The organism is Thalassospira sp. SN3W, assembly GCF_038070535.1.
GTDB classification, from domain to species: Bacteria; Pseudomonadota; Alphaproteobacteria; order Rhodospirillales; family Thalassospiraceae; genus Thalassospira; species Thalassospira xiamenensis.
Genome location: NZ_CP121124.1, coordinates 579,177 through 597,661, shown reverse-complemented (window position 1 = coordinate 597,661; position 18,485 = coordinate 579,177). Strand labels below are relative to the sequence as shown.

17 protein-coding genes and 1 tRNA gene are annotated in these 18,485 nt (G+C 54.3%); 11 read left to right on the top strand and 7 right to left on the bottom strand.

The features are described 5' to 3' along the window. Positions 1–15 precede the first annotated feature (15 nt). Both P8T57_RS02575 and P8T57_RS02570 read left to right on the top strand, forming a co-directional pair. The gene (locus P8T57_RS02575) at positions 16–606 is read left to right on the top strand and encodes a histidine phosphatase family protein (protein WP_341364478.1); all 591 of its coding nucleotides are present in this window, start codon (positions 16–18) and stop codon (positions 604–606) included. Beyond that, positions 603–1,094 carry an HAD family acid phosphatase gene (locus P8T57_RS02570; RefSeq protein WP_082822713.1) on the top strand — a complete coding sequence of 164 codons (492 nt, stop codon included), beginning with the start codon at positions 603–605 and terminating at the stop codon, positions 1,092–1,094. The genes P8T57_RS02575 and P8T57_RS02570 overlap by 4 nt, the downstream gene beginning before the upstream one ends. 45 nt (positions 1,095–1,139) lie before the next feature. On the opposite strand, the gene msrB is transcribed toward P8T57_RS02570, so the two are convergent. The 5 genes from msrB to P8T57_RS02545 form a co-directional block, all read right to left on the bottom strand. Then, the gene (gene msrB / locus P8T57_RS02565) at positions 1,140–1,580 is read right to left on the bottom strand and encodes a peptide-methionine (R)-S-oxide reductase MsrB (RefSeq protein WP_007090400.1); all 441 of its coding nucleotides are present in this window, start codon (positions 1,578–1,580) and stop codon (positions 1,140–1,142) included. A gap of 101 nt (positions 1,581–1,681) precedes the next feature. Next, positions 1,682–2,146, bottom strand: a complete 465-nt coding sequence (locus tag P8T57_RS02560) for a thermonuclease family protein (RefSeq protein ID WP_341364477.1) — start codon at positions 2,144–2,146, stop codon at positions 1,682–1,684. A 32-nt stretch (positions 2,147–2,178) separates the two neighbouring features. After that, on the bottom strand, positions 2,179–2,733 hold the full coding sequence (locus P8T57_RS02555; protein WP_341364476.1) for an AAA family ATPase: 555 nt from the start codon (positions 2,731–2,733) through the stop codon (positions 2,179–2,181). Between the two features lie 170 nt (positions 2,734–2,903). Then, positions 2,904–3,941, bottom strand: a complete 1,038-nt coding sequence (locus P8T57_RS02550; RefSeq protein ID WP_341364475.1) for a hypothetical protein — start codon at positions 3,939–3,941, stop codon at positions 2,904–2,906. 113 nt (positions 3,942–4,054) lie between these two features. Beyond that, positions 4,055–5,041, bottom strand: coding sequence for a LysR family transcriptional regulator (locus tag P8T57_RS02545; RefSeq protein WP_007090396.1), 987 nt, complete (start codon positions 5,039–5,041; stop codon positions 4,055–4,057). 223 nt (positions 5,042–5,264) lie between these two features. On the opposite strand from P8T57_RS02545, the gene chvE reads away from it, so the two are divergent. From chvE to araD, 4 genes are all read left to right on the top strand, one after another. Continuing rightward, the gene (gene chvE / locus P8T57_RS02540) at positions 5,265–6,344 is read left to right on the top strand and encodes a multiple monosaccharide ABC transporter substrate-binding protein (protein WP_007090395.1); all 1,080 of its coding nucleotides are present in this window, start codon (positions 5,265–5,267) and stop codon (positions 6,342–6,344) included. Between the two features lie 148 nt (positions 6,345–6,492). Beyond that, the gene (gene mmsA, locus P8T57_RS02535; protein WP_341364474.1) at positions 6,493–8,016 is read left to right on the top strand and encodes a multiple monosaccharide ABC transporter ATP-binding protein; all 1,524 of its coding nucleotides are present in this window, start codon (positions 6,493–6,495) and stop codon (positions 8,014–8,016) included. A gap of 11 nt (positions 8,017–8,027) precedes the next feature. Further along, complete coding sequence (mmsB, locus tag P8T57_RS02530; protein ID WP_071240519.1) at positions 8,028–9,215, top strand: multiple monosaccharide ABC transporter permease; 1,188 nt, start codon at positions 8,028–8,030, stop codon at positions 9,213–9,215. A gap of 153 nt (positions 9,216–9,368) precedes the next feature. Next, the gene (gene araD / locus P8T57_RS02525; protein WP_071240520.1) at positions 9,369–11,117 is read left to right on the top strand and encodes an L-arabinonate dehydratase; all 1,749 of its coding nucleotides are present in this window, start codon (positions 9,369–9,371) and stop codon (positions 11,115–11,117) included. 154 nt (positions 11,118–11,271) lie between these two features. On the opposite strand, the gene P8T57_RS02520 is transcribed toward araD, so the two are convergent. Together P8T57_RS02520 and P8T57_RS02515 are read right to left on the bottom strand one after the other, a co-directional pair. Beyond that, positions 11,272–11,348 (bottom strand) — tRNA-Val (locus tag P8T57_RS02520). Between the two features lie 79 nt (positions 11,349–11,427). Beyond that, a complete protein-coding gene (locus P8T57_RS02515; RefSeq protein WP_341364473.1) occupies positions 11,428–12,111 on the bottom strand; it encodes an HAD-IA family hydrolase in 684 nt (227 codons plus the stop codon). A gap of 245 nt (positions 12,112–12,356) precedes the next feature. Between P8T57_RS02515 and glmU the strand changes: the two genes are divergently transcribed. From glmU to rfbA, 5 genes are all read left to right on the top strand, one after another. After that, a complete protein-coding gene (gene glmU / locus P8T57_RS02510) occupies positions 12,357–13,700 on the top strand; it encodes a bifunctional UDP-N-acetylglucosamine diphosphorylase/glucosamine-1-phosphate N-acetyltransferase GlmU (protein ID WP_341364472.1) in 1,344 nt (447 codons plus the stop codon). A 64-nt stretch (positions 13,701–13,764) separates the two neighbouring features. Further along, positions 13,765–15,588, top strand: a complete 1,824-nt coding sequence (gene glmS / locus P8T57_RS02505; protein ID WP_341364471.1) for a glutamine--fructose-6-phosphate transaminase (isomerizing) — start codon at positions 13,765–13,767, stop codon at positions 15,586–15,588. 44 nt (positions 15,589–15,632) lie between these two features. After that, positions 15,633–16,688, top strand: coding sequence for a dTDP-glucose 4,6-dehydratase (gene rfbB / locus P8T57_RS02500; protein ID WP_341364470.1), 1,056 nt, complete (start codon positions 15,633–15,635; stop codon positions 16,686–16,688). 2 nt (positions 16,689–16,690) lie between these two features. Beyond that, complete coding sequence (gene rfbD / locus P8T57_RS02495) at positions 16,691–17,593, top strand: dTDP-4-dehydrorhamnose reductase (protein WP_341364469.1); 903 nt, start codon at positions 16,691–16,693, stop codon at positions 17,591–17,593. A 3-nt stretch (positions 17,594–17,596) separates the two neighbouring features. Next, complete coding sequence (gene rfbA, locus P8T57_RS02490; RefSeq protein ID WP_341364468.1) at positions 17,597–18,478, top strand: glucose-1-phosphate thymidylyltransferase RfbA; 882 nt, start codon at positions 17,597–17,599, stop codon at positions 18,476–18,478. Positions 18,479–18,485 lie beyond the last annotated feature (7 nt).

Here is an 18,485-nt window from a genome sequence, read left to right as displayed (position 1 = left end):
GGGCAATGACCAGACATGATTTATCCTGCAAAGACGTTCGATTTTCCGAAAGTGCCGTTTGTGTTTATCCGGCACGGGGAAACCGATGCCAACAAGGCCGAAATCATCGCCGGGTCAAGCGAGCCGCCATTGAACAATGCCGGTCGCGAACAGGCGCGTGCGATTGCGCCATTGATGGCGATGGGCAAATGGCAGGCGGTTTATGTCAGCCCGCAGGACAGGGCGCGCAAAACAGCCGAGCTGGTTTTGCCCGATTATGATTTGCATATTCTTGACGGGTTGCGCGAACGCCATTGGGGTGACCTTGAAGGCCGCCCGATTGTCGAGGCTGGATCACGGTTCGATACCCCGCCCAATGGCGAAGGGTTCGATGCGATGTGTCAGCGGGTATCGTTTGCCATGCAAACCGTCCTGGCCGAGGTAAGCGACCGTTTGACCGTGGTGGTTGCCCATTCCGGTGTCGGGCGTTGTATTCTTTATATGACCGGTTTTGATGCCGAAGGTCCGCGTATTGCAAACGCAACGCCGATTCTGTTTCGCCCGGTCGTAACGGGATGGGAATATGAAAATTTGACCGAAGATCTGATCAGGGAGATTTCCGCGTGACCCAGCCAGAAACCATAATATCCGGTTCGATCAGTAACCCGCGTGATGCGGTGGTGTTCGATATGGATGGCACGCTGGCCTATTTCGATGCCGATGAATTGGGGCATCTGGTGCATGGGGTGGAAAAGCATTGGGATGCGTTTTTCGATGCAATGGATAAAGCCGCCCCGATTGCCGATATCGAACGGCTTTTGCGCGTTTTGCACCAATCCGGGCAGGCGATTGTGATTTGTTCGGGCCGCCCGGCCGGGTGGCAGCACCGGTCCGAAGCATGGCTTCGGGCGCATGGCATTCCGTTTGATGGCATGTATCTGCGCCCGGAAGATGCCGATCACCGCACGGACGAGGAAGTCAAAGAAGACCTTCTGGCACAAATCCGTGCCGACGGCTTCAACCCGTGGCTGGTAGTCGATGATCGCAAGCGGGTGGTGGACAAATGGCGCGATATGGGTTTGACCTGCCTGCAATGTGCGCCGGGGGATTTTTAAGGCCTTGATAGAGAAAGACCGGCGCGTGTGCCGGTCTTTGCTGTTTTAATCAAAAAGCGGTTTGTATTCGCCGTATCCTTCGGCCTCTAGATCGCGGACGGGGATAAAACGCAGCGATGCGGAATTGATGCAATAGCGCAGGCCACCGGCTTCTTTGGGGCCATCGGGGAAGACATGGCCCAGATGACTGTCACCATGTTTGGAGCGGACTTCGATCCGGCGCATGCCGTGGGTATTGTCTTCGCGTGCGACGACATGATCTGTTTCGACAGGGCGGGTGAAGCTTGGCCAGCCACAGCCGGAATCAAACTTGTCGCGGGATGTGAATAACGGCTCGCCCGAGACGATATCGACATAAAGCCCGTCTTCCTTGTGATCCCAGAATTCATTGCGAAACGGTGGTTCGGTGCCGCTGTTTTGCGTGACGTGATATTGGTTGGCGTCAAGGGCTTTGATGGCGTCCGGGTTCTTGGTGTATTTCGTCATGGTTTCTCCGGGAGGCGTGATTTGGTCATGCTTCCGAAGATGGTCGGATTGGGCGCAATGTCCAGTGCCTTCACGGCAAAGTTATGGATTTTGGGACCGGATCACCCTTGGCACCAGGGTTGGCGTTTTGTTTTGCCGTCATAGGGGCGGGCGAGACCCTGATTGATCAGTTCCTGATCGAGTGCCCTGCCGTCAATGCGCACCGATGCGACGACGCGTCCGCCATAACGGCCCCATTCCGGTTCGCAGAATTCAACGCGTTTGGCCGATTTCAGGCTTTGACGGGCGAAATCGCGGGCTTTGCCCGCAAGGGACTTTTCGCTTTCGCATTTGCCGCGTATTTCGGGGGTGTCCACGCCGCGCACACGTACCGACATTTCGGCAATTTCGCCGGGAAGGCCGGGGAGGTTCACATAGATGGTATCGCCATCATAAGCGTATTCACCGTGCCGTTCGCGCAGCGGCCAGTCATAGCAGGCAGCGATAGCCGAGATGGAGGCCGCGGGCAGAAACATGCTGCAAAGTGTTAGAGGTGCGATGGTGAGTCGGATTGAGGTGCGGGGCATGTGGGGTGTTCTTTTGACTTGTCTAAGGCGGATTAAAGTTTCAGGCGGGCAAGGATCTGGGCGGCGCGCTGTTCGACCGGGCCTTTGCGGATTTCAATCGGCTCGTAACCGCATTGCAGATAGGTGCGATACAGAACGACATATGTTCTGACGGCGTCCGCGAAGCTTTGTGTTCGCGCGCTGTCGGTTTTGTAGATTTCCGACCATGGCGGCAGGATGAAAATCGTTTTGCGATAGCGATAGGTTTCAATGGCGCGTTTAAGGCCGGGGTCATCGGGTAGGCCGGAAAGTTCCCGATGGGCCAGCGTATCGGGAAGGCCACGATCAAAGAACACGGTTTGCGGGTCCTGACCCATGCCGTGTTGCCATGCGCGGATCGAGCCGCGCGTCATCAACCCGACATAGGCTTCATTATCGCCCCAGGGCAGGGCATTGCCGCCGCGTTCCTGCTGTTCTTCGATCACGGCGCGCGCGACTTCGCGGCTTATTTCATAGCCGCGTTCATGAAGATAATTGATCAATGTGGTTTTGCCGGCACCGGGCCCGCCGGTGATGACAACAAGATTGGATGGATAAGGCGATTGCATTCGTATTCCCTGCACAAGGCGCACGATATGAAAGCGCTTTGCGGCAAGCTGATGGCGTAAAAATGATTGTTTGGGCCTTTGGGGCAGGACGCCCGAAAGGCATGGGGAGGCAGGGCATTAATCCGCACCGCAAAGACTGTCAATACAGAGATTGCCCGATGGGATCTGCTTTAATAGCAGCTTTCAAGCAGCGTGATCGAACCGGTGCCCGCATGCATGGCGGTTACCGCGCCATCCGGCCCGGTTTCAAAGCGGATGCCCGATGTTTTGGCATCATTTGCCCACCAGGTCAGGTAACGGCCATCTGGGCCTTCATATTCGTGTTCTTCATCGATCAGGTTATCGCCATAGGCCGCACGGACATCATCAATGGTATCGCCAACCTGAATATTATGGCCGGTGCGGATCAGGCTGGTGGCGATATCATATTCATCGGCATAAACCGAAACCCGGGCCAGCTTTTCATCAAGCATCATAAAGCCAAGCCCGGTCGGGCCGCCTGCCGATTGCAGGTGATAACAGGCGTTATTTTCGGTCCCGTCGCGGGTTGATGTCATGGGCTCGACCATGGCTGTACGGACCTGATCCTCGGTCATGCCGATTTTGGCATCGCCATATCCTTCGGGCGACAGGGTCGCAAGCGGGGTGTTTATGGCATCAAGTACAAGGATATCAATGGTGGCGATATCATCGCGTACGGTGACCGCACCAGGTTCGATGCGTTGCGACAAATAGGTCTGAGCACCGGTCTGCTGGTTTTGCCAGCTTTCGGGCAGCAACAGCTTTTCGCGTGGTTCAAGGCACAGGAACTTTGCGCCCTTGAGCTGTTCGGCATGGCTGAATGAAACGTTGGCCGGGATATCCATGCAGATGGTCTGGGGCAGGTCGCTGAACCAGTTGACCGGGGAGCCACGATCATCGCAAATCGTCGGATCAAACCGCAATTCGCAATAGGGCGGGACCGTATCGCGCAGGACCATGTCAAAAACCATCTGACCCTGATCTGCTTCTGTGATCAGGGTTTCCACCATTGTCTCGTCGGGATCAAGGATCTGATAATGCGTCAGGTTCCAGACGAAATTATCGCGCAGATCAAACAGAACATAGGGATCGGTTTCCGGCATCGCGACAGGATTTTGCTGTGCCGTGCAGGCAAAGGCAAAATGGGTCAAGCCCAGTGTCAAAAAGGCAAGTGTTGCTGATTGCATTATCTGTCCGGCGGAATGTTTGGTCTTTGTGTTGAAATCTTGTGCGGAACTTTATGCGAAAGACATGCCATCGCGCCACTCGCTTTTGGTAGAGGACAGGCCCCGGCATGAAATCAGGCATCGGGCTTTTCGATACGGGCAAGAATATGGTCAGAAACCAGCTGCGCGGATGGTGACAGGCGGTGTCCGCGCGCTGTAATCAGGCTGTAGGGTTTGATTTCAATCGTTCCGTCAAACGGCAGTTCGGCAATCATGCCCCCGATGCTTAAAAGCGATGTGACCTCCTCCGCCATCGGTGCGATGGCATCCGTGCCCGACAGGGTGGCAAGGGTAACCAGCAGTGACGCGGAATTCAGACTGGAATGCGGCAGCGGCAGATGGCGCGAGATAAACACGTCTTCGATGGTGCGGCGCATCAGGTTGCCTGGTGGCGGTAATAGCCATTCGAATTTGGCAAGACGGGCCAGTGAAACAGGCTTGTTTTCCGCAAGCAAAGGATGCCCGGCGCGAACCATCAGGCGGATTTTCTCGCTTCGGATTTCGCGGATGTTGAATTGGCGAGGGTCCATATCTTCGGGGACGCGGCCGATGACAAAATCATGATCCCCCGCCAGCAGATCCTTGATCAGCAGATGCGATGGTCCGACCGACACATGTGCTTCAAGCAGGGCGTTGATCGACTGCACCGTGCGGATGGCCGGCACGACAAGATCAACTGCTGCTGCGGTCACAGCGCCGATGAAAACCGTGCCGCCGCCATGCTTGATATCCTCGATCTCGCGTTCGGCTTCGCGGATTTCAATCAGCATGCTGCGCGCGCGCCTCGCCAGTGCGCGTCCAGCATTGGTCATTTCAATGCCGCGCGATCCGCGCACACAAAGCCGGGCTTCAAGAATGGTTTCCATTTCTGATAACAGACGTGATGCTGCGGGCTGCGATGTTTGCAGCATGGCGGCGGCCTGGCTGATCTGCCCGGTTTCTTCCATCGCGACAATCATGCGCAGATGGCTAAGCTTCAGGCCGCGCTGAAACAGATTGCCGGATCGAAACAACAGGGATTTTGCGGAACTCAGCGGTAATGTTTTTGCGGGCTCAGTCATGGGGATCCTCCGTTCCCGGCGAGTTTAATATATCATTATTGATATGCAAGTTTCGAAAATACTTATTTGATTGTTATGTCTGGCCCCGGAATAATGGCGCCGCATCTCGCGGGAAAACGGGATGCATTATCAAGCGAAAACAAAGACGCGGCACATACAGGCAGCTTTGCCTGGAAAGTCGGGCAAAAGGCTGTAAAGGCCGTGTCTTTTAGGGAGGAAAGATATGAAACGTCTCAGTGCCGTAATGGCAGGGGTCGCCTTTGGCGCGGCCGCAATGATGAGCCCGATGATTTCCGGCAGCTATGCACATGCCGATGAAAAAGGATATGTCGGGATCGCGATGCCCACCAAATCCTCGGCACGCTGGATTTCGGACGGCGAGTCCATGGTCAAGCAGTTCGAAGACGCCGGTTACAAAACCGATCTGCAATATGCAGAAGACGATATTCCCAACCAGCTTTCCCAGATTGAAAACATGATCGTCAAAGGCGTTGATGTTCTTGTGATCGCGGCAATCGACGGCACCACGCTTTCGAACGCGCTGGAAAATGCCAAGGCAGCCGGTATTCAGGTGTTCGCCTATGACCGCCTGATCCGTGACACCGCCAATGTTGATTACTATTCGACCTTCGATAACTTCAAAGTCGGCGTTCAGCAGGCAACCTCGCTGGTTGAAGGTCTGACCGCGGCTGGTGAGCCGCCCTATAATGTTGAACTGTTCGGTGGTTCGCCGGATGATAACAACGCCTATTTCTTCTATAACGGTGCGATGTCCGTTCTGCAGCCGCTGATTGATGAAGGCACGGTTGTTGTCAAATCTGGCCAGATGGGCATGGACAAGGTTGGTACCCTTCGCTGGGATGGCGCGGTTGCACAGGCACGTATGGATAACCTGCTGTCGGCTTATTACACCGACGATCAGGTTGATGGCGTTCTGTCGCCCTATGATGGTCTTTCGATCGGCATACTGTCGTCGCTTAAAGGCGTTGGCTATGGTTCCGGCGACATGAAAATGCCGGTTGTTAGCGGTCAGGACGCCGAACTGCCGTCGGTCAAATCGATCCTTGCTGGTGAACAGTATTCCACGATCTTCAAGGATACCCGTGAACTTGCACGCGTCACCGTTTCGATGGTCGACAGTGTTCTTGCCGGTAAAAAGCCGACCATCAACGATACCAAAACCTATGACAACGGTGTGAAGGTTGTTCCTTCCTACCTGCTGGAGCCGGTTATGGTTGATAAATCCAACTGGGAAGAAATCCTGGTGGGTTCGGGTTACTACACCAAGGACGAAGTCCAGTAATCCGTTGATCTGAATGTGACAGAGGGCGGGCTCGCTCTGAAATGCTGGCCCGCCTTTTTCTGTGCTGTCTGAAACTGACGGTAACAGTCAAACAAGACTGCGAGCGAGAATAGCGCCGTTGTGAAAACATCGGCAGTGGGAGGACCGGATGGATACCATCCTGGAAATGCGCAATATCACCAAAACCTTTCCGGGGGTGAAGGCGCTGGACGATGTCAGCCTGAAAGTGGAACGTGGTGAAATCCACGCCCTTTGCGGCGAAAACGGGGCCGGTAAATCGACCCTGATGAAAGTATTGAGCGGCGTTTACCCGATTGGCACCTATGAAGGTGACATCCTTTATGGCGGGGATGTGCAGGAATTCAAGGATATCCGCGACAGCGAAGAACGCGGCATTATCATCATTCATCAGGAACTGGCTCTTGTGCCGTTGCTGTCGATTGCCGAGAACATCTTTCTGGGCAACGAGATTTGCGAAAACGGTGTGATTAACTGGCCCGCGACCTTTGCACGCACGAGCGAGCTTTTGAAAAAAGTCGGGCTTCGCGAAACACCCAGCGAACTGATCACCAATATCGGTGTCGGCAAGCAGCAGCTTGTTGAAATTGCCAAGGCGCTTTCGAAAAAGGTCAAGCTTCTGATCCTTGACGAGCCGACGGCAAGTTTGCAGGAAAATGACAGCCAGAAACTTCTGGACCTGTTGCTTGAATTCAAGGCGCAGGGGATCACATCGATCCTGATTTCGCACAAGCTGAACGAAATCAATCGCGTGGCTGACCGCATCACGGTTATTCGCGATGGCAAGGCGATTTCGACACTTGATGCGCGTGGCGGCAAAATTACCGAAGACGATATCGTCAAGGATATGGTCGGGCGCGATATGGCGCATCGTTATCCGGATCGCACACCTAATATCGGCACGACCAAGCTGATGGAAGTGCGCAACTGGAATGTGACCCATCCGCTCCATCCCGAACGCAAGGTCGTCAAAAATGTCAGTATCGATGTGGCGGCAGGCGAGGTTGTCGGGATTGCCGGTCTGATGGGGGCCGGGCGTACCGAACTTGCCATGAGCATCTTTGGCCGTGCCTATGGCGCGGATATCAGCGGCGAGGTCCTGATCAATGGCAAACCTGCCGATGTGTCGACCGTAGAAAAGGCGATTGCATCGGGTCTTGCCTATGTGACAGAGGATCGCAAGGAAATGGGGCTGGTGCTTGAAGAAAGCATCACGACCAATATCACATTGGCCAATCTTGACGGTGTTGCCGAACACGGCGTCATCAATGAAGGGGCCGAACGTCAGGTGGCCGAAGAATATCGCAACAAAATCAATATCCGCACCCCGAATGTCGGACAGAAGGCTGTCAATCTTTCGGGGGGTAACCAGCAGAAAGTCGTTTTGGCGAAATGGCTGTTTGCCGGGCCGGAGGTCCTTATTCTGGACGAACCGACGCGCGGCATTGATGTTGGTGCGAAATACGAGATTTATACGATTATCAACCAGCTGGCAGCCGATGGTAAGGGGGTCATCATGATCTCGTCGGAGATGCCGGAGCTTCTGGGCATGTGCGATCGCATCTATGTGATGAACGAGGGTGAGATCAAAGGGCAACTGGCGGCAAATGATGCCGATCAGGAAAAAATCATGCGCATGATCCTGAAAGCGTAAGGAAGCAGACAATGACGGATACTTCTAGCAGCAAATCGATGGGTTATTACCTGCGCACGCATATGCGCGAATATGGCATGGTGGTCGCGCTGATCGCGATTCTGGCCTTCTTCCAGGTGATGACCGATGGCGTGATGCTTAAACCGGTCAACCTGACCAACCTGTTCCTTCAGAACAGCTATATTATCATCATGGCAGTGGGCATGCTGCTGGTGATTGTCGGCGGCCATATCGATCTTTCGGTTGGATCGGTCGTCGGCTTTATCGGTGCGCTTGCTGCGGTGATGATTGTCCATTGGGATTTGCCGACGATTATTGTGATCCCGGCCTGTCTGATCGTCGGTGCGATTATCGGTGCCGCCCAAGGATACTGGGTTGCCTATTGGCGCATTCCGTCCTTTATCGTGACGCTGGCCGGTATGCTGGTGTTTAAAGGTTTGACGCTGGCGCTTCTGGGCGGGGCATCGGTTGGTCCGTTCCCTGACAGCTTCCAGGCGATGTCTTCGGGCTTCCTGCCGGATTTCTTTGCCGGTTTGATCGAAGGCCGCTTTAACATCTTTTCGATGGTTCTGGGCGTTGCAATTGCGGTGATTCTGCCGGTTCTTGGCCTGCGGGCACGCGCCAAGCAGGCGAAGTTCGCCGAGGTTGAAGAACCGATAGCGTTCTTTGCGGCCAAACATGCGATTGCCGGTCTTGCGATCCTGTATGTCACCTATCTTCTGTCGACCTATCGCGGGTTGCCGAACGTTTTGATCGTGATGGCGCTTCTGATTGCGATATTCACCTTCATCACCAACAGCACAACGCTTGGGCGCCGTATCTATGCGCTGGGCGGGAATGAAAAAGCCGCCAAGCTTTCGGGCATCAATACTAAACGCCTGACCTTCCTGACCTTTGCCAATATGGGCATGCTGGCCGCGCTCGCCGGTCTGGTGTTTGCCGCGCGTTTGAATACGGCAACCCCGAAAGCCGGTCTTGCGTTCGAGCTTGATGTGATTGCGGCCGTGTTTATCGGTGGCGCATCGATGTCGGGCGGGGTTGGCAAGGTGATCGGTGCGGTGGTTGGCGCGTTGATCATGGGTGTCATGAATAACGGCATGTCGATCATTGGTGTCGGTATCGACTGGCAGCAGGTCATCAAGGGTCTGGTGCTGCTCGCGGCTGTGATCTTTGACGTCTATAACAAGAACAAAGCGTAACAACATGCAGACGAGGAACGCCACGGTTCTGACTGGATCAGTTGCTTGGATAAAGCAATTGCAAAGCCATGCCGTTCAAAGTCCCCCATATGGAATGCCACATCCATATGGAATCGGACCCGTCTCGATAAAAACTCATAAAGGAGAACGGGCATGACGAAGTTCAAACCGGCAGCATGGCCCCGCGTCCTGCGTTCGCAGGAAGGTTGGTTCGGCGGAACCAGCAAGGACAATATCTATCACCGCAGCTGGATGAAGAACCAGGGCCTGCCATCGGACCTGTTTGACGGTCGTCCGGTGATCGGGATTTGCAATACCTGGTCGCAGTTGACGCCCTGCAACGCGCATTTGCGCGATCTGGCGGAACGCGTCAAACACGGTATTTACGAAGCTGGTGGTTTGCCGCTTGAATTCCCGGTTTTCTCGCCGGGCGAGAGCACATTGCGCCCGACCGCCATGATGTTCCGTAATTTGTGCGCGATGGATGTCGAGGAAGCGCTGCGCGGAACGCCGCTTGACGGTGTGGTTCTGATGGTGGGCTGCGATAAAACCACCCCAGCCCTTTTGATGGGGGCTGCAAGTGTTGATATCCCGGCGATTGTGGTCACCGGCGGGCCGATGCTGAACGGTAAATGGCGCGGTCAGGATATCGGTTCGGGCACGTCGCTTTGGCAGCTTTCCGAAGACCGCAAAGCCGGCAAGATCAGTACAGAGGATTTCCTTGAAGCCGAAATCGCCATGTCGCGTTCGCCCGGTTCGTGCAACACGATGGGCACCGCATCCACCATGGCCAGCATGGCCGAAGCACTGGGCATGGCGCTTTCGGGCAATGCCGCGATTCCGGCCGTGGATAGCCGTCGTCGCGTGATGGCGCATGTGACCGGCCGCCGGATCGTGCAGATGGTCAAGGACGACCTGAAACCATCCGACGTCATGACCAAGGAAGCGTTTGAAAATGCGATCCGGGTCAATGGGGCGATTGGTGGTTCGACCAATGCTGTGATCCATTTGCTCGCCATTGCCGGTCGTGTTGGCATCGACCTGACACTTGATGATTGGGACCGTCTGGGTCGTGATATTCCGACGATTGTGAATCTGCAGCCATCGGGCAAATACCTGATGGAGGAATTCTTCTATGCCGGTGGTTTACCGGTGGTCATCAAGGCACTGGGTGAGGCGGGCAAGCTGCATAATGATGCTTTGACCGTTTCGGGCGACACCATGTGGGAGCAGGTCAAGGATGTTCAGAACTGGAATGACGATGTCATTCGCCCGTTCGAAAAGGCCCTGACCCAAAGCGGTGGCATCGCGGTTGTCAAAGGCAACCTTGCGCCCAATGGTGCGGTGTTGAAACCGTCGGCGGCAACAGCTTCCTTGCTCACCCATCGTGGTCGTGCCGTGGTGTTTGAGGACATTGATGATTACAAGGCCAAGATCTATGACGAAAGCCTTGATATCGATGAAAACTGCATCATGGTTCTGAAAAACTGCGGGCCGAAAGGCTATCCGGGTATGGCCGAGGTCGGCAATATGGGCTTGCCGCCCAAGGTGCTACGCAAGGGCATTACCGACATGGTGCGTATTTCCGATGCCCGTATGAGCGGCACGGCATATGGCACGGTGGTTCTGCATACATCCCCTGAAGCCGCTGCTGGCGGCCCGTTGGCGGTGGTGCAGAATGGCGACATGATTGAGCTGGATGTGCCAAACCGCAAACTGCACCTCGATATCAGTGACGAGGAGCTTAAGAAGCGCCTTGATAATTGGAAATCGACGGTGCCGGTACCGGAAAGCGGTTATGCATCGCTGTATTACAAAAGCGTCATTGGCGCGGACAAGGGGGCCGATTTCGACTTCCTCGTCGGTCATCGCGGCAAGGCGATCCCGAAAGACAGCCATTAGGCCAAAGCTCCCGCAAGACGCGATAGCGTTGATTGCGCACTCCCGACCGGTCGGCAGGAAGCTGCTGACCGGTTTTTTTATTCCCCATAGAGGAAAATGCAGCCTGCTTCCCTGTTCAGGGAACGGTATGACGATTTAAGTTTTATGGAAAAAATGGTGGGCGTAACAAGATTCGAACTTGTGACCTCTCCCGTGTGAAGGGAACGCTCTAACCAACTGAGCTATACGCCCGAAAACGGAAATCGCGGCCCGGTTGGGCAGCTTGTTCTACGTCGGATGCGCGGGGTTATAAGGGGGTGATCAGGGGGTGTCAAGCAGCCTGTTTGACGATTTTTCCGATCACGTCGGGCAGGTTTTCAAATGTAGTAACAACCCCATCCGCGGCGAGATTTTTTGCACGTGTATCATCGACTTCAAAGGCCACCGCAATGGCCGGAATGCCGAAATCGCGTGCGGCATTCACATCATTGGCATGATCGCCAACCATGATCGCGATATCGCCGCGTGCCCGGTCATATCCGGCTTGATCAAGGGCGAATGCCAAATGAGCGCCGTCGGGCTTTTTAACGTGCGTTGCATCGCCGCCGGCAATCACGGCAAACAGATCGAAGACACCCAGCCGTTCAAGGATGCGTTTGCAGGGTGCGGTCGGTTTGTTTGAGGCCAGACCAATGATCCAGCCATCTGATGCCAGATCGCGAAGGGTTGCTTCGGCATTTTCAAACAGGCGGGTATGGGCATAGTCGGTGTCGATATAACGTGTGGTGAAATCGCCTTCGCAGTCATCGAGCTGTTGACCATCAATCGTGACACCGCGCGCATCAAACGCCCGTTTGGTCAGCATTTTGGTGCCATCGCCCAGCATGGCTTCCAGTTCGGGACGAGCAAGTGGCGTAAGGTCGTGAGCGGCGAGGGTTTCGTTCATCGCAAACAGCAGATCATCCACCCCGTCAATCAGGGTGCCGTCAAGATCTAACAGGATGAATTTTGCCATTTTGCGATGCTGCCTTTGAAAACGAATATCGATTTATCGGACCTTAACCGAAATGGTGTCATTAACAAACGGTAACATCTGCTAACACGAAGTAACAAAACGTGATTCTTTCGGGGCTTTTGCCTTTGGGGATTATAGGTTAGGAGTTGCTTCAAATCGGCTGTGAAAGGTTCGGACCGGCATATCGTGACCGGATCGAAAACAAAGGGGACGCCGTGTAACGCATGGCACAACAGGATTAAAGCATGTCGCGTGAATTAAGTGTGGTGGTTCTGGCTGCGGGTATGGGAACGCGAATGAAAAGCGCGATCCCCAAGGTCATGCACAAGATAGCAGGCAAACCGATGGTCAATCATGTGATTGATACGGCGGCCCATCTGAACGCAACCAAAACCATGGTTGTTGTCGGGCCGGATATGCCCAAGCTGATTGAGGCCGTCTCCCCGCATTCGACATTCGAACAAACGGATCGACTTGGAACCGCACATGCGGTTCTTGCCGCCAAAGAGGCCCTTCGTGGCCTTACGGGCAATGTGCTTGTGCTTTATGCCGACAGTCCGCTTTTTACTACCGAAACCCTGTTACGCCTTGTCGCGGCGCGCGAGCATGGCGATCACGCGGTTGCGGTTCTGGGGTTCCGGCCCGAAGACCCGACCGGCTATGGCCGTCTTGTTACCGATCCGGCAAATGGTGAGTTGCTGGCGATTGTTGAAGACAAGGAATGTGACGAAACGCAACGTGCGATCAATTTTTGCAATTCCGGTGTGATGTGCTTCCGTGCTGAAAGCATGATTGAAACCCTTGAAGCGATTGGAAATGCCAATGCAAAGGGCGAATATTACCTGACCGATGCGGTCGAGGTGGCGCGTGCCAACGGCAATAGTTGCGTTGCTGTTGAGGTCGCCGAGGAAGAAACGCTTGGCGTGAATTCCAGAAGCCAGCTTGCCGTGGCCGAAGCGATTATGCAGTCACGCCTGCGCGAGGCGGCAATGGTGAATGGCGCGACCTTGATTGATCCGGGTTCGGTCTATCTGGCCAGCGACACCAGATTGGGCCGGGATGTTGTTATCGAGCCGAATGTGTTTTTCGGTCCCGGTGTTACGGTTGGCGATGAGGTAACGATCAAGGCCTTCAGCCATCTTGAAAGCTGTGTGGTGGGGGACAAAGCCGATATCGGGCCCTATGCCCGTTTGCGACCGGGCGCGGAAATTGGTGCCGGTGCCAGGGTTGGAAATTTTGTCGAGATCAAAAAGGCTGTTGTTGAAGACGGGGCGAAGGTCAATCACCTCAGCTATATCGGTGATGCCCGTGTCGGGGCAAAGGCCAATATCGGTGCCGGAACCATCACATGCAATTACGACGGATACCGCAAACAACATACCGATATCGGGGCCGGGGCATTTATCGGTTCCAATTCGGCACTGGTCGCCCCCGTATCCATCGGGGATGGTGCCATTATTGGTGCGGGCAGCACGATTACCGGAACGGTCGAAGCCGATGCCTTGGTGATAGAGCGTGCGCAACGGCTTGATAAACCGGGCTGGGCGCGGGTATTTCGCGAGAAGATGAAGGCCCTTTTGGGTAAGTAACGGCAATTAACGCGCGGCATTTGCGTGCGCGACGGGCAAAATTTCGACGGGGAAGACAACAACTATGTGCGGCATTATCGGCATTATTGGCAAGGACAGCGTCAGTGACCGTATTCTTGAGGGGCTTAAACGGCTTGAATATCGGGGCTATGACAGTGCCGGGATTGCGACCCTTGTGAATGGTCATATTGATCGCCGCCGGGCCGAAGGAAAGCTGATCAATCTTGCCAACCGTCTTGCGGAAATGCCGCTGGCGGGGGATGTCGGCATTGGTCACACCCGCTGGGCGACCCACGGTGTGCCGACCGAAAACAATGCCCATCCGCACACCGATGGCAAGGTTGCCGTGGTGCATAACGGCATCATCGAAAATTATCAGGAAATCAAGGCTGAGCTTTCCGGCAAGGGCCGGGTTTTTGCCACGGATACCGACACCGAAGTGATTGTGCATTTGGTATCCGATTTCCTTGACCAGGGTAAATCGCCGCGCGACGCGGTTGCTGCCACCTTGCATCGCATTGAGGGGGCCTTTGCGCTCGTGATCATGATTGCCGGTCAGCATGATGTGATTTTTGGTGCGCGCCGCGGTACACCGCTTGCGGTTGGTTTGGGCGAGGGCGAGATGTATCTTGGCTCGGACGCGATGGCACTGTCGCACCTGACAAACAAGCTGATTTACCTTGAGGAAGGCGATTGGGTCGAACTGACTCGCGACGGCGTTCGGGTCCGGGACGAGCATGATAATGACGTTACCCGCGAAACAAAGCTTTCGGCTGTCTCCGGGGCCATGATGGGCAAGGGTAACTATAACCATTTCATGCAGAAGGAAATTTTCGAACAGCCAGCGGTAATCGGCGATACGCTGCATGCCTTCATCAATCCGGCAACGCGTACGATCAAGCTGCCCGATATGCCGTTTTCGTTTAACGATGTCAGCCGGTTGACGATTGTGGCGTGCGGCACGTCCTTCTATGCCGGAATGGTGGCAAAGCACTGGATCGAACGCTATGCCGGACTTGGCGTTGATGTCGATATTGCGTCCGAATTCCGCTATCGCTGCCCGCCGCTTCCAAAAGGGGGCGTTGCGCTCTTTCTTTCGCAATCCGGCGAGACGCTTGATACGCTGGCAGCCCTTCGTTATGCGAAGTCCAAGGGCCAGAAAATCGTTTCCATCGTCAATGTGGCCGAAAGCACGATTGCACGCGAAAGCGATGTGGTCTTGCTGACCTATGCCGGGCCGGAAATCGGTGTCGCCTCGACCAAGGCATTTACCACGCAATTGACGGTGCTGGCCTGCCTTGCGGTGACGATTGGACGAGATAACGGGACGCTGGACAAGGAGGAGGAAGCCGCCATCGTCAACGCGCTGACCGAAGTGCCAAAACATGCGGCCGAAGTCCTTCATCATGACGATGAAATCCGTGAACTTGCGATCAATATCGCTGATGCGCGCGATGTGCTTTATATCGGCCGCGGCCTTGGCTATCCGATTGCAATGGAAGGGGCGCTGAAGCTTAAGGAAATTTCCTATATCCACGCCGAAGGCTATGCGGCGGGCGAGATGAAGCATGGCCCGATTGCCCTGATTGATCAGTCGGTTCCGATCATCGTTATTGCACCTTCCGACGAACTTTTTGAAAAAACTGCATCGAACATGCAGGAAGCTGCTGCACGCGGCGGACGGGTAATTTTCCTGTCTGATGCAGAGGGACTTGCGAAGCTTGGCGATATGGCATCCGCCACGGTCGAGCTGCCAAAGGTTGCGGACTTCGTCGCACCGATCCTTTATACGATTCCGGTTCAGATGCTGGCCTATCATGTGGCGGTTCACAAGGGCACGGATGTCGATCAGCCCCGTAACCTCGCCAAGTCGGTTACGGTGGAATAAAGTCGATATTTCTGGCGACAAAGTTGGATAAACGGGCGGGGCCTATGAAAGTCATTGTGACAGGTGGTGCAGGGTTTATCGGGGCGGCGGTCTGCCGGCTTTTGGCCGGGCAGAAAAAGATCGAGGTTCTCAACCTTGATAAGCTGACATATGCGGCCGATTTGCGCACTGTTGAAAGTGTTTCTTCGCTACCCAACTACTGTTTCGTAAAACAGGATATCTGCAACCGGGCGGAACTTGACCGGGTCTTTGAAGGTTTTCAACCCGATGCTGTGATGCATCTGGCGGCAGAAAGCCATGTAGACCGTTCGATTGACGGGCCGGCTGAATTTATTCAGACGAATCTTGTTGGTACATTCACCCTGCTGGAAGCAGCACGGGATTATTTCAACGGCTTATCTGCTGAACGACGGTCGACTTTCCGGTTTCATCATATTTCGACTGACGAGGTGTATGGTTCGCTTGGGGACGAGGGGCTTTTTACAGAAGAAACCCCCTATGCGCCCAATTCGCCATATTCTGCAAGCAAGGCGGGATCGGATCACCTGGTGCGCGCCTGGCATCATACGTATGGGTTACCGGTGATTATCAGCAATTGTTCGAACAATTACGGGCCCTATCAATTCCCCGAGAAGCTGATCCCCCTGATGATCCTGAATATCTTGCATGGCAAGGCGTTGCCGGTTTATGGCGATGGCAAAAACACGCGGGACTGGCTTCATGTTGAAGACCATGCAGACGCGCTTTTTACCATTCTGACAAAGGGACGAATTGGCGAGAAATACAATGTCGGTGGTTGCAACGAAGTTGCAAATATTGATGTCGTGCGCAGCATCTTTGATGTTGTGTCGCGGTTTCAGCCCGATGCTGTGACAGGTGACTTTGAGGCGCAGGTTCAGTTCGTGGCCGACCGCCCGGGGCATGACTGGCGGTATGCGATTGATCCATCGAAGATACGCGACGAGCTTGGCTGGGAACCAAAACACAGCTTTGAAAGCGGTCTGGAGCAGACAGTGAAATGGTATCTGGCAAATCGGGCGTGGTGGGAGCCCATCCTGAAAGATAAATATGCAGGTGAGCGGCTCGGAACGGTGAAATAGTGATGATTGATGCACTTGTCTTTGGCGCAAACGGCCAATTGGGAAGAAGTCTGGCGCTATGTGGCGCGGCTTTTCCGAAAGTCCGTTTGACACTCTTGGATCGAAGCAAGTGTGATTTATCTGATCTGTCGACAATTGCTTCGGCCATTCGGGACAATCAACCGCATGTGATCATCAATGCTGCTGCTTATACGGCTGTTGATCTTGCCGAAAATGATCGTGAGAACGCCTATCATATCAACTGCGATGCTGTTGATATGATGGCCCGGGCTGCCGACGATCTTGATATTCCGCTGATCCATTTTTCAACCGATTATGTTTTTGATGGCGCGTCACAGCGACCATACTGCGAAGATGATTCGGTCGCGCCACTTGGCGTTTACGGTGCCAGCAAGCTGGCGGGCGAAGGCGCGGTCAGGGCTGCGACTAAACGCCACCTTATTTTCCGTACTGCCTGGGTTTACAGCCCGTTTGGCAAGAATTTCGTCAAAACGATGCTGGGATTGATGACCCAACGTGATGTTCTGACGATTGTGAATGATCAGCATGGATGTCCGACATCGGCAATTGATCTGGCGAATGCGACCTTGCGATTATTACCGGTGATACTTGATCTGAACTTTAACGGGTTTGGGACATACCATCTTGTTTCCGATAATCAGATGACGTGGTTTGATTTCGCCAAACGTATTCAGGATGCAGCGATTGCGCAGTTTGGGGCAAGCTGGACCGGAAAAAATTGCAGGATTAATCCGGTAAACTCGGATGCCTTTCCAACGATTGCCAGGCGTCCAGCCTATTCCATAATGTCGACACAGAAATTTACCGATACTTTCGGTTATGGGCTGCCCGATATTTCGGAAAGCCTTCCGACATGTTTGAACAACCTTGAAGCGGGCAGATAGAAAATGCGTAAAGGCATCATTCTTGCGGGCGGAACCGGATCGCGGTTGCATCCGTCGACAATGGTTGTGTCAAAGCAGCTGTTGCCGGTTTACGACAAGCCAATGGTCTATTACCCGCTGACGACATTGATGTTGGCCGGGATCAGGGAAATCCTTTTGATCAGTACGCCGCGCGATTTACCGTTATTTCGTGAGCTGTTGGGTGATGGTCAGAGGTGGGGGCTTCAGATCGAATATGCAGTTCAGGAAGAGCCCCGCGGTCTTGCCGATGCGTTTCGGGTCGGTGCTGCGTTTATCGGCGATGACCCGTGCTGTCTGGTTCTGGGGGATAACATATTTTTCGGGCATGGCCTGACCGAGCTTCTGGTCAACGCGATGAAGCAGACCACCGGCGCAACGGTTTTTGCCTATTATGTGCAGGACCCTAAACGTTACGGTGTCGTCGAATTCGATAACAAGGGAATGGCAAAGGGAATTGAAGAAAAGCCGAAAGAGCCGAAATCGAATTATGCCGTGACCGGGATATATTTCTATGACGCGCAGGTCGTTGAAATCGCAAGATCCATAAAACCATCGGCGCGTGGTGAGCTTGAAATTACCGATGTCAACAATGCGTATCTGGAACGTGGGCAGTTGCATGTAGAAAAGATGGGGCGCGGATATGCCTGGCTTGATACAGGAACCCATGGTGCGATGCTTGACGCCGCAAACTTTGTTGAAACAGTAGAAAAGCGGCAAAGCCTTAAAATTGCTTGCCCCGAAGAAATAGCATTACGCACAGGTCTGATTGATGAGGGGCAATTTGAAAAGCTGATTGATGCCTTTGGTGCCAGCTCGTATCGCGACTATCTAATATCCGTTTTGCGCAGCCTGCATCGGATGTAGACGACAG

Bases quoted from the DNA above. Each gene is read 5' to 3' on its own strand.
- P8T57_RS02575 (WP_341364478.1), top strand. From the start codon at position 16: ATGATTTATCCTGCAAAGACGTTCGATTTTCCGAAAGTGCCGTTTGTG.
- msrB (WP_007090400.1), bottom strand. From the start codon at position 1,580: ATGACGAAATACACCAAGAACCCGGACGCCATCAAAGCCCTTGACGCC.
- P8T57_RS02560 (WP_341364477.1), bottom strand. From the start codon at position 2,146: ATGCCCCGCACCTCAATCCGACTCACCATCGCACCTCTAACACTTTGC.
- P8T57_RS02555 (WP_341364476.1), bottom strand. From the start codon at position 2,733: ATGCAATCGCCTTATCCATCCAATCTTGTTGTCATCACCGGCGGGCCC.
- P8T57_RS02550 (WP_341364475.1), bottom strand. From the start codon at position 3,941: ATGCAATCAGCAACACTTGCCTTTTTGACACTGGGCTTGACCCATTTT.
- P8T57_RS02545 (WP_007090396.1), bottom strand. From the start codon at position 5,041: ATGACTGAGCCCGCAAAAACATTACCGCTGAGTTCCGCAAAATCCCTG.
- chvE (WP_007090395.1), top strand. From the start codon at position 5,265: ATGAAACGTCTCAGTGCCGTAATGGCAGGGGTCGCCTTTGGCGCGGCC.
- mmsA (WP_341364474.1), top strand. From the start codon at position 6,493: ATGGATACCATCCTGGAAATGCGCAATATCACCAAAACCTTTCCGGGG.
- mmsB (WP_071240519.1), top strand. From the start codon at position 8,028: ATGACGGATACTTCTAGCAGCAAATCGATGGGTTATTACCTGCGCACG.
- araD (WP_071240520.1), top strand. From the start codon at position 9,369: ATGACGAAGTTCAAACCGGCAGCATGGCCCCGCGTCCTGCGTTCGCAG.
- P8T57_RS02515 (WP_341364473.1), bottom strand. From the start codon at position 12,111: ATGGCAAAATTCATCCTGTTAGATCTTGACGGCACCCTGATTGACGGG.
- glmU (WP_341364472.1), top strand. From the start codon at position 12,357: ATGTCGCGTGAATTAAGTGTGGTGGTTCTGGCTGCGGGTATGGGAACG.
- glmS (WP_341364471.1), top strand. From the start codon at position 13,765: ATGTGCGGCATTATCGGCATTATTGGCAAGGACAGCGTCAGTGACCGT.
- rfbB (WP_341364470.1), top strand. From the start codon at position 15,633: ATGAAAGTCATTGTGACAGGTGGTGCAGGGTTTATCGGGGCGGCGGTC.
- rfbD (WP_341364469.1), top strand. From the start codon at position 16,691: ATGATTGATGCACTTGTCTTTGGCGCAAACGGCCAATTGGGAAGAAGT.
- rfbA (WP_341364468.1), top strand. From the start codon at position 17,597: ATGCGTAAAGGCATCATTCTTGCGGGCGGAACCGGATCGCGGTTGCAT.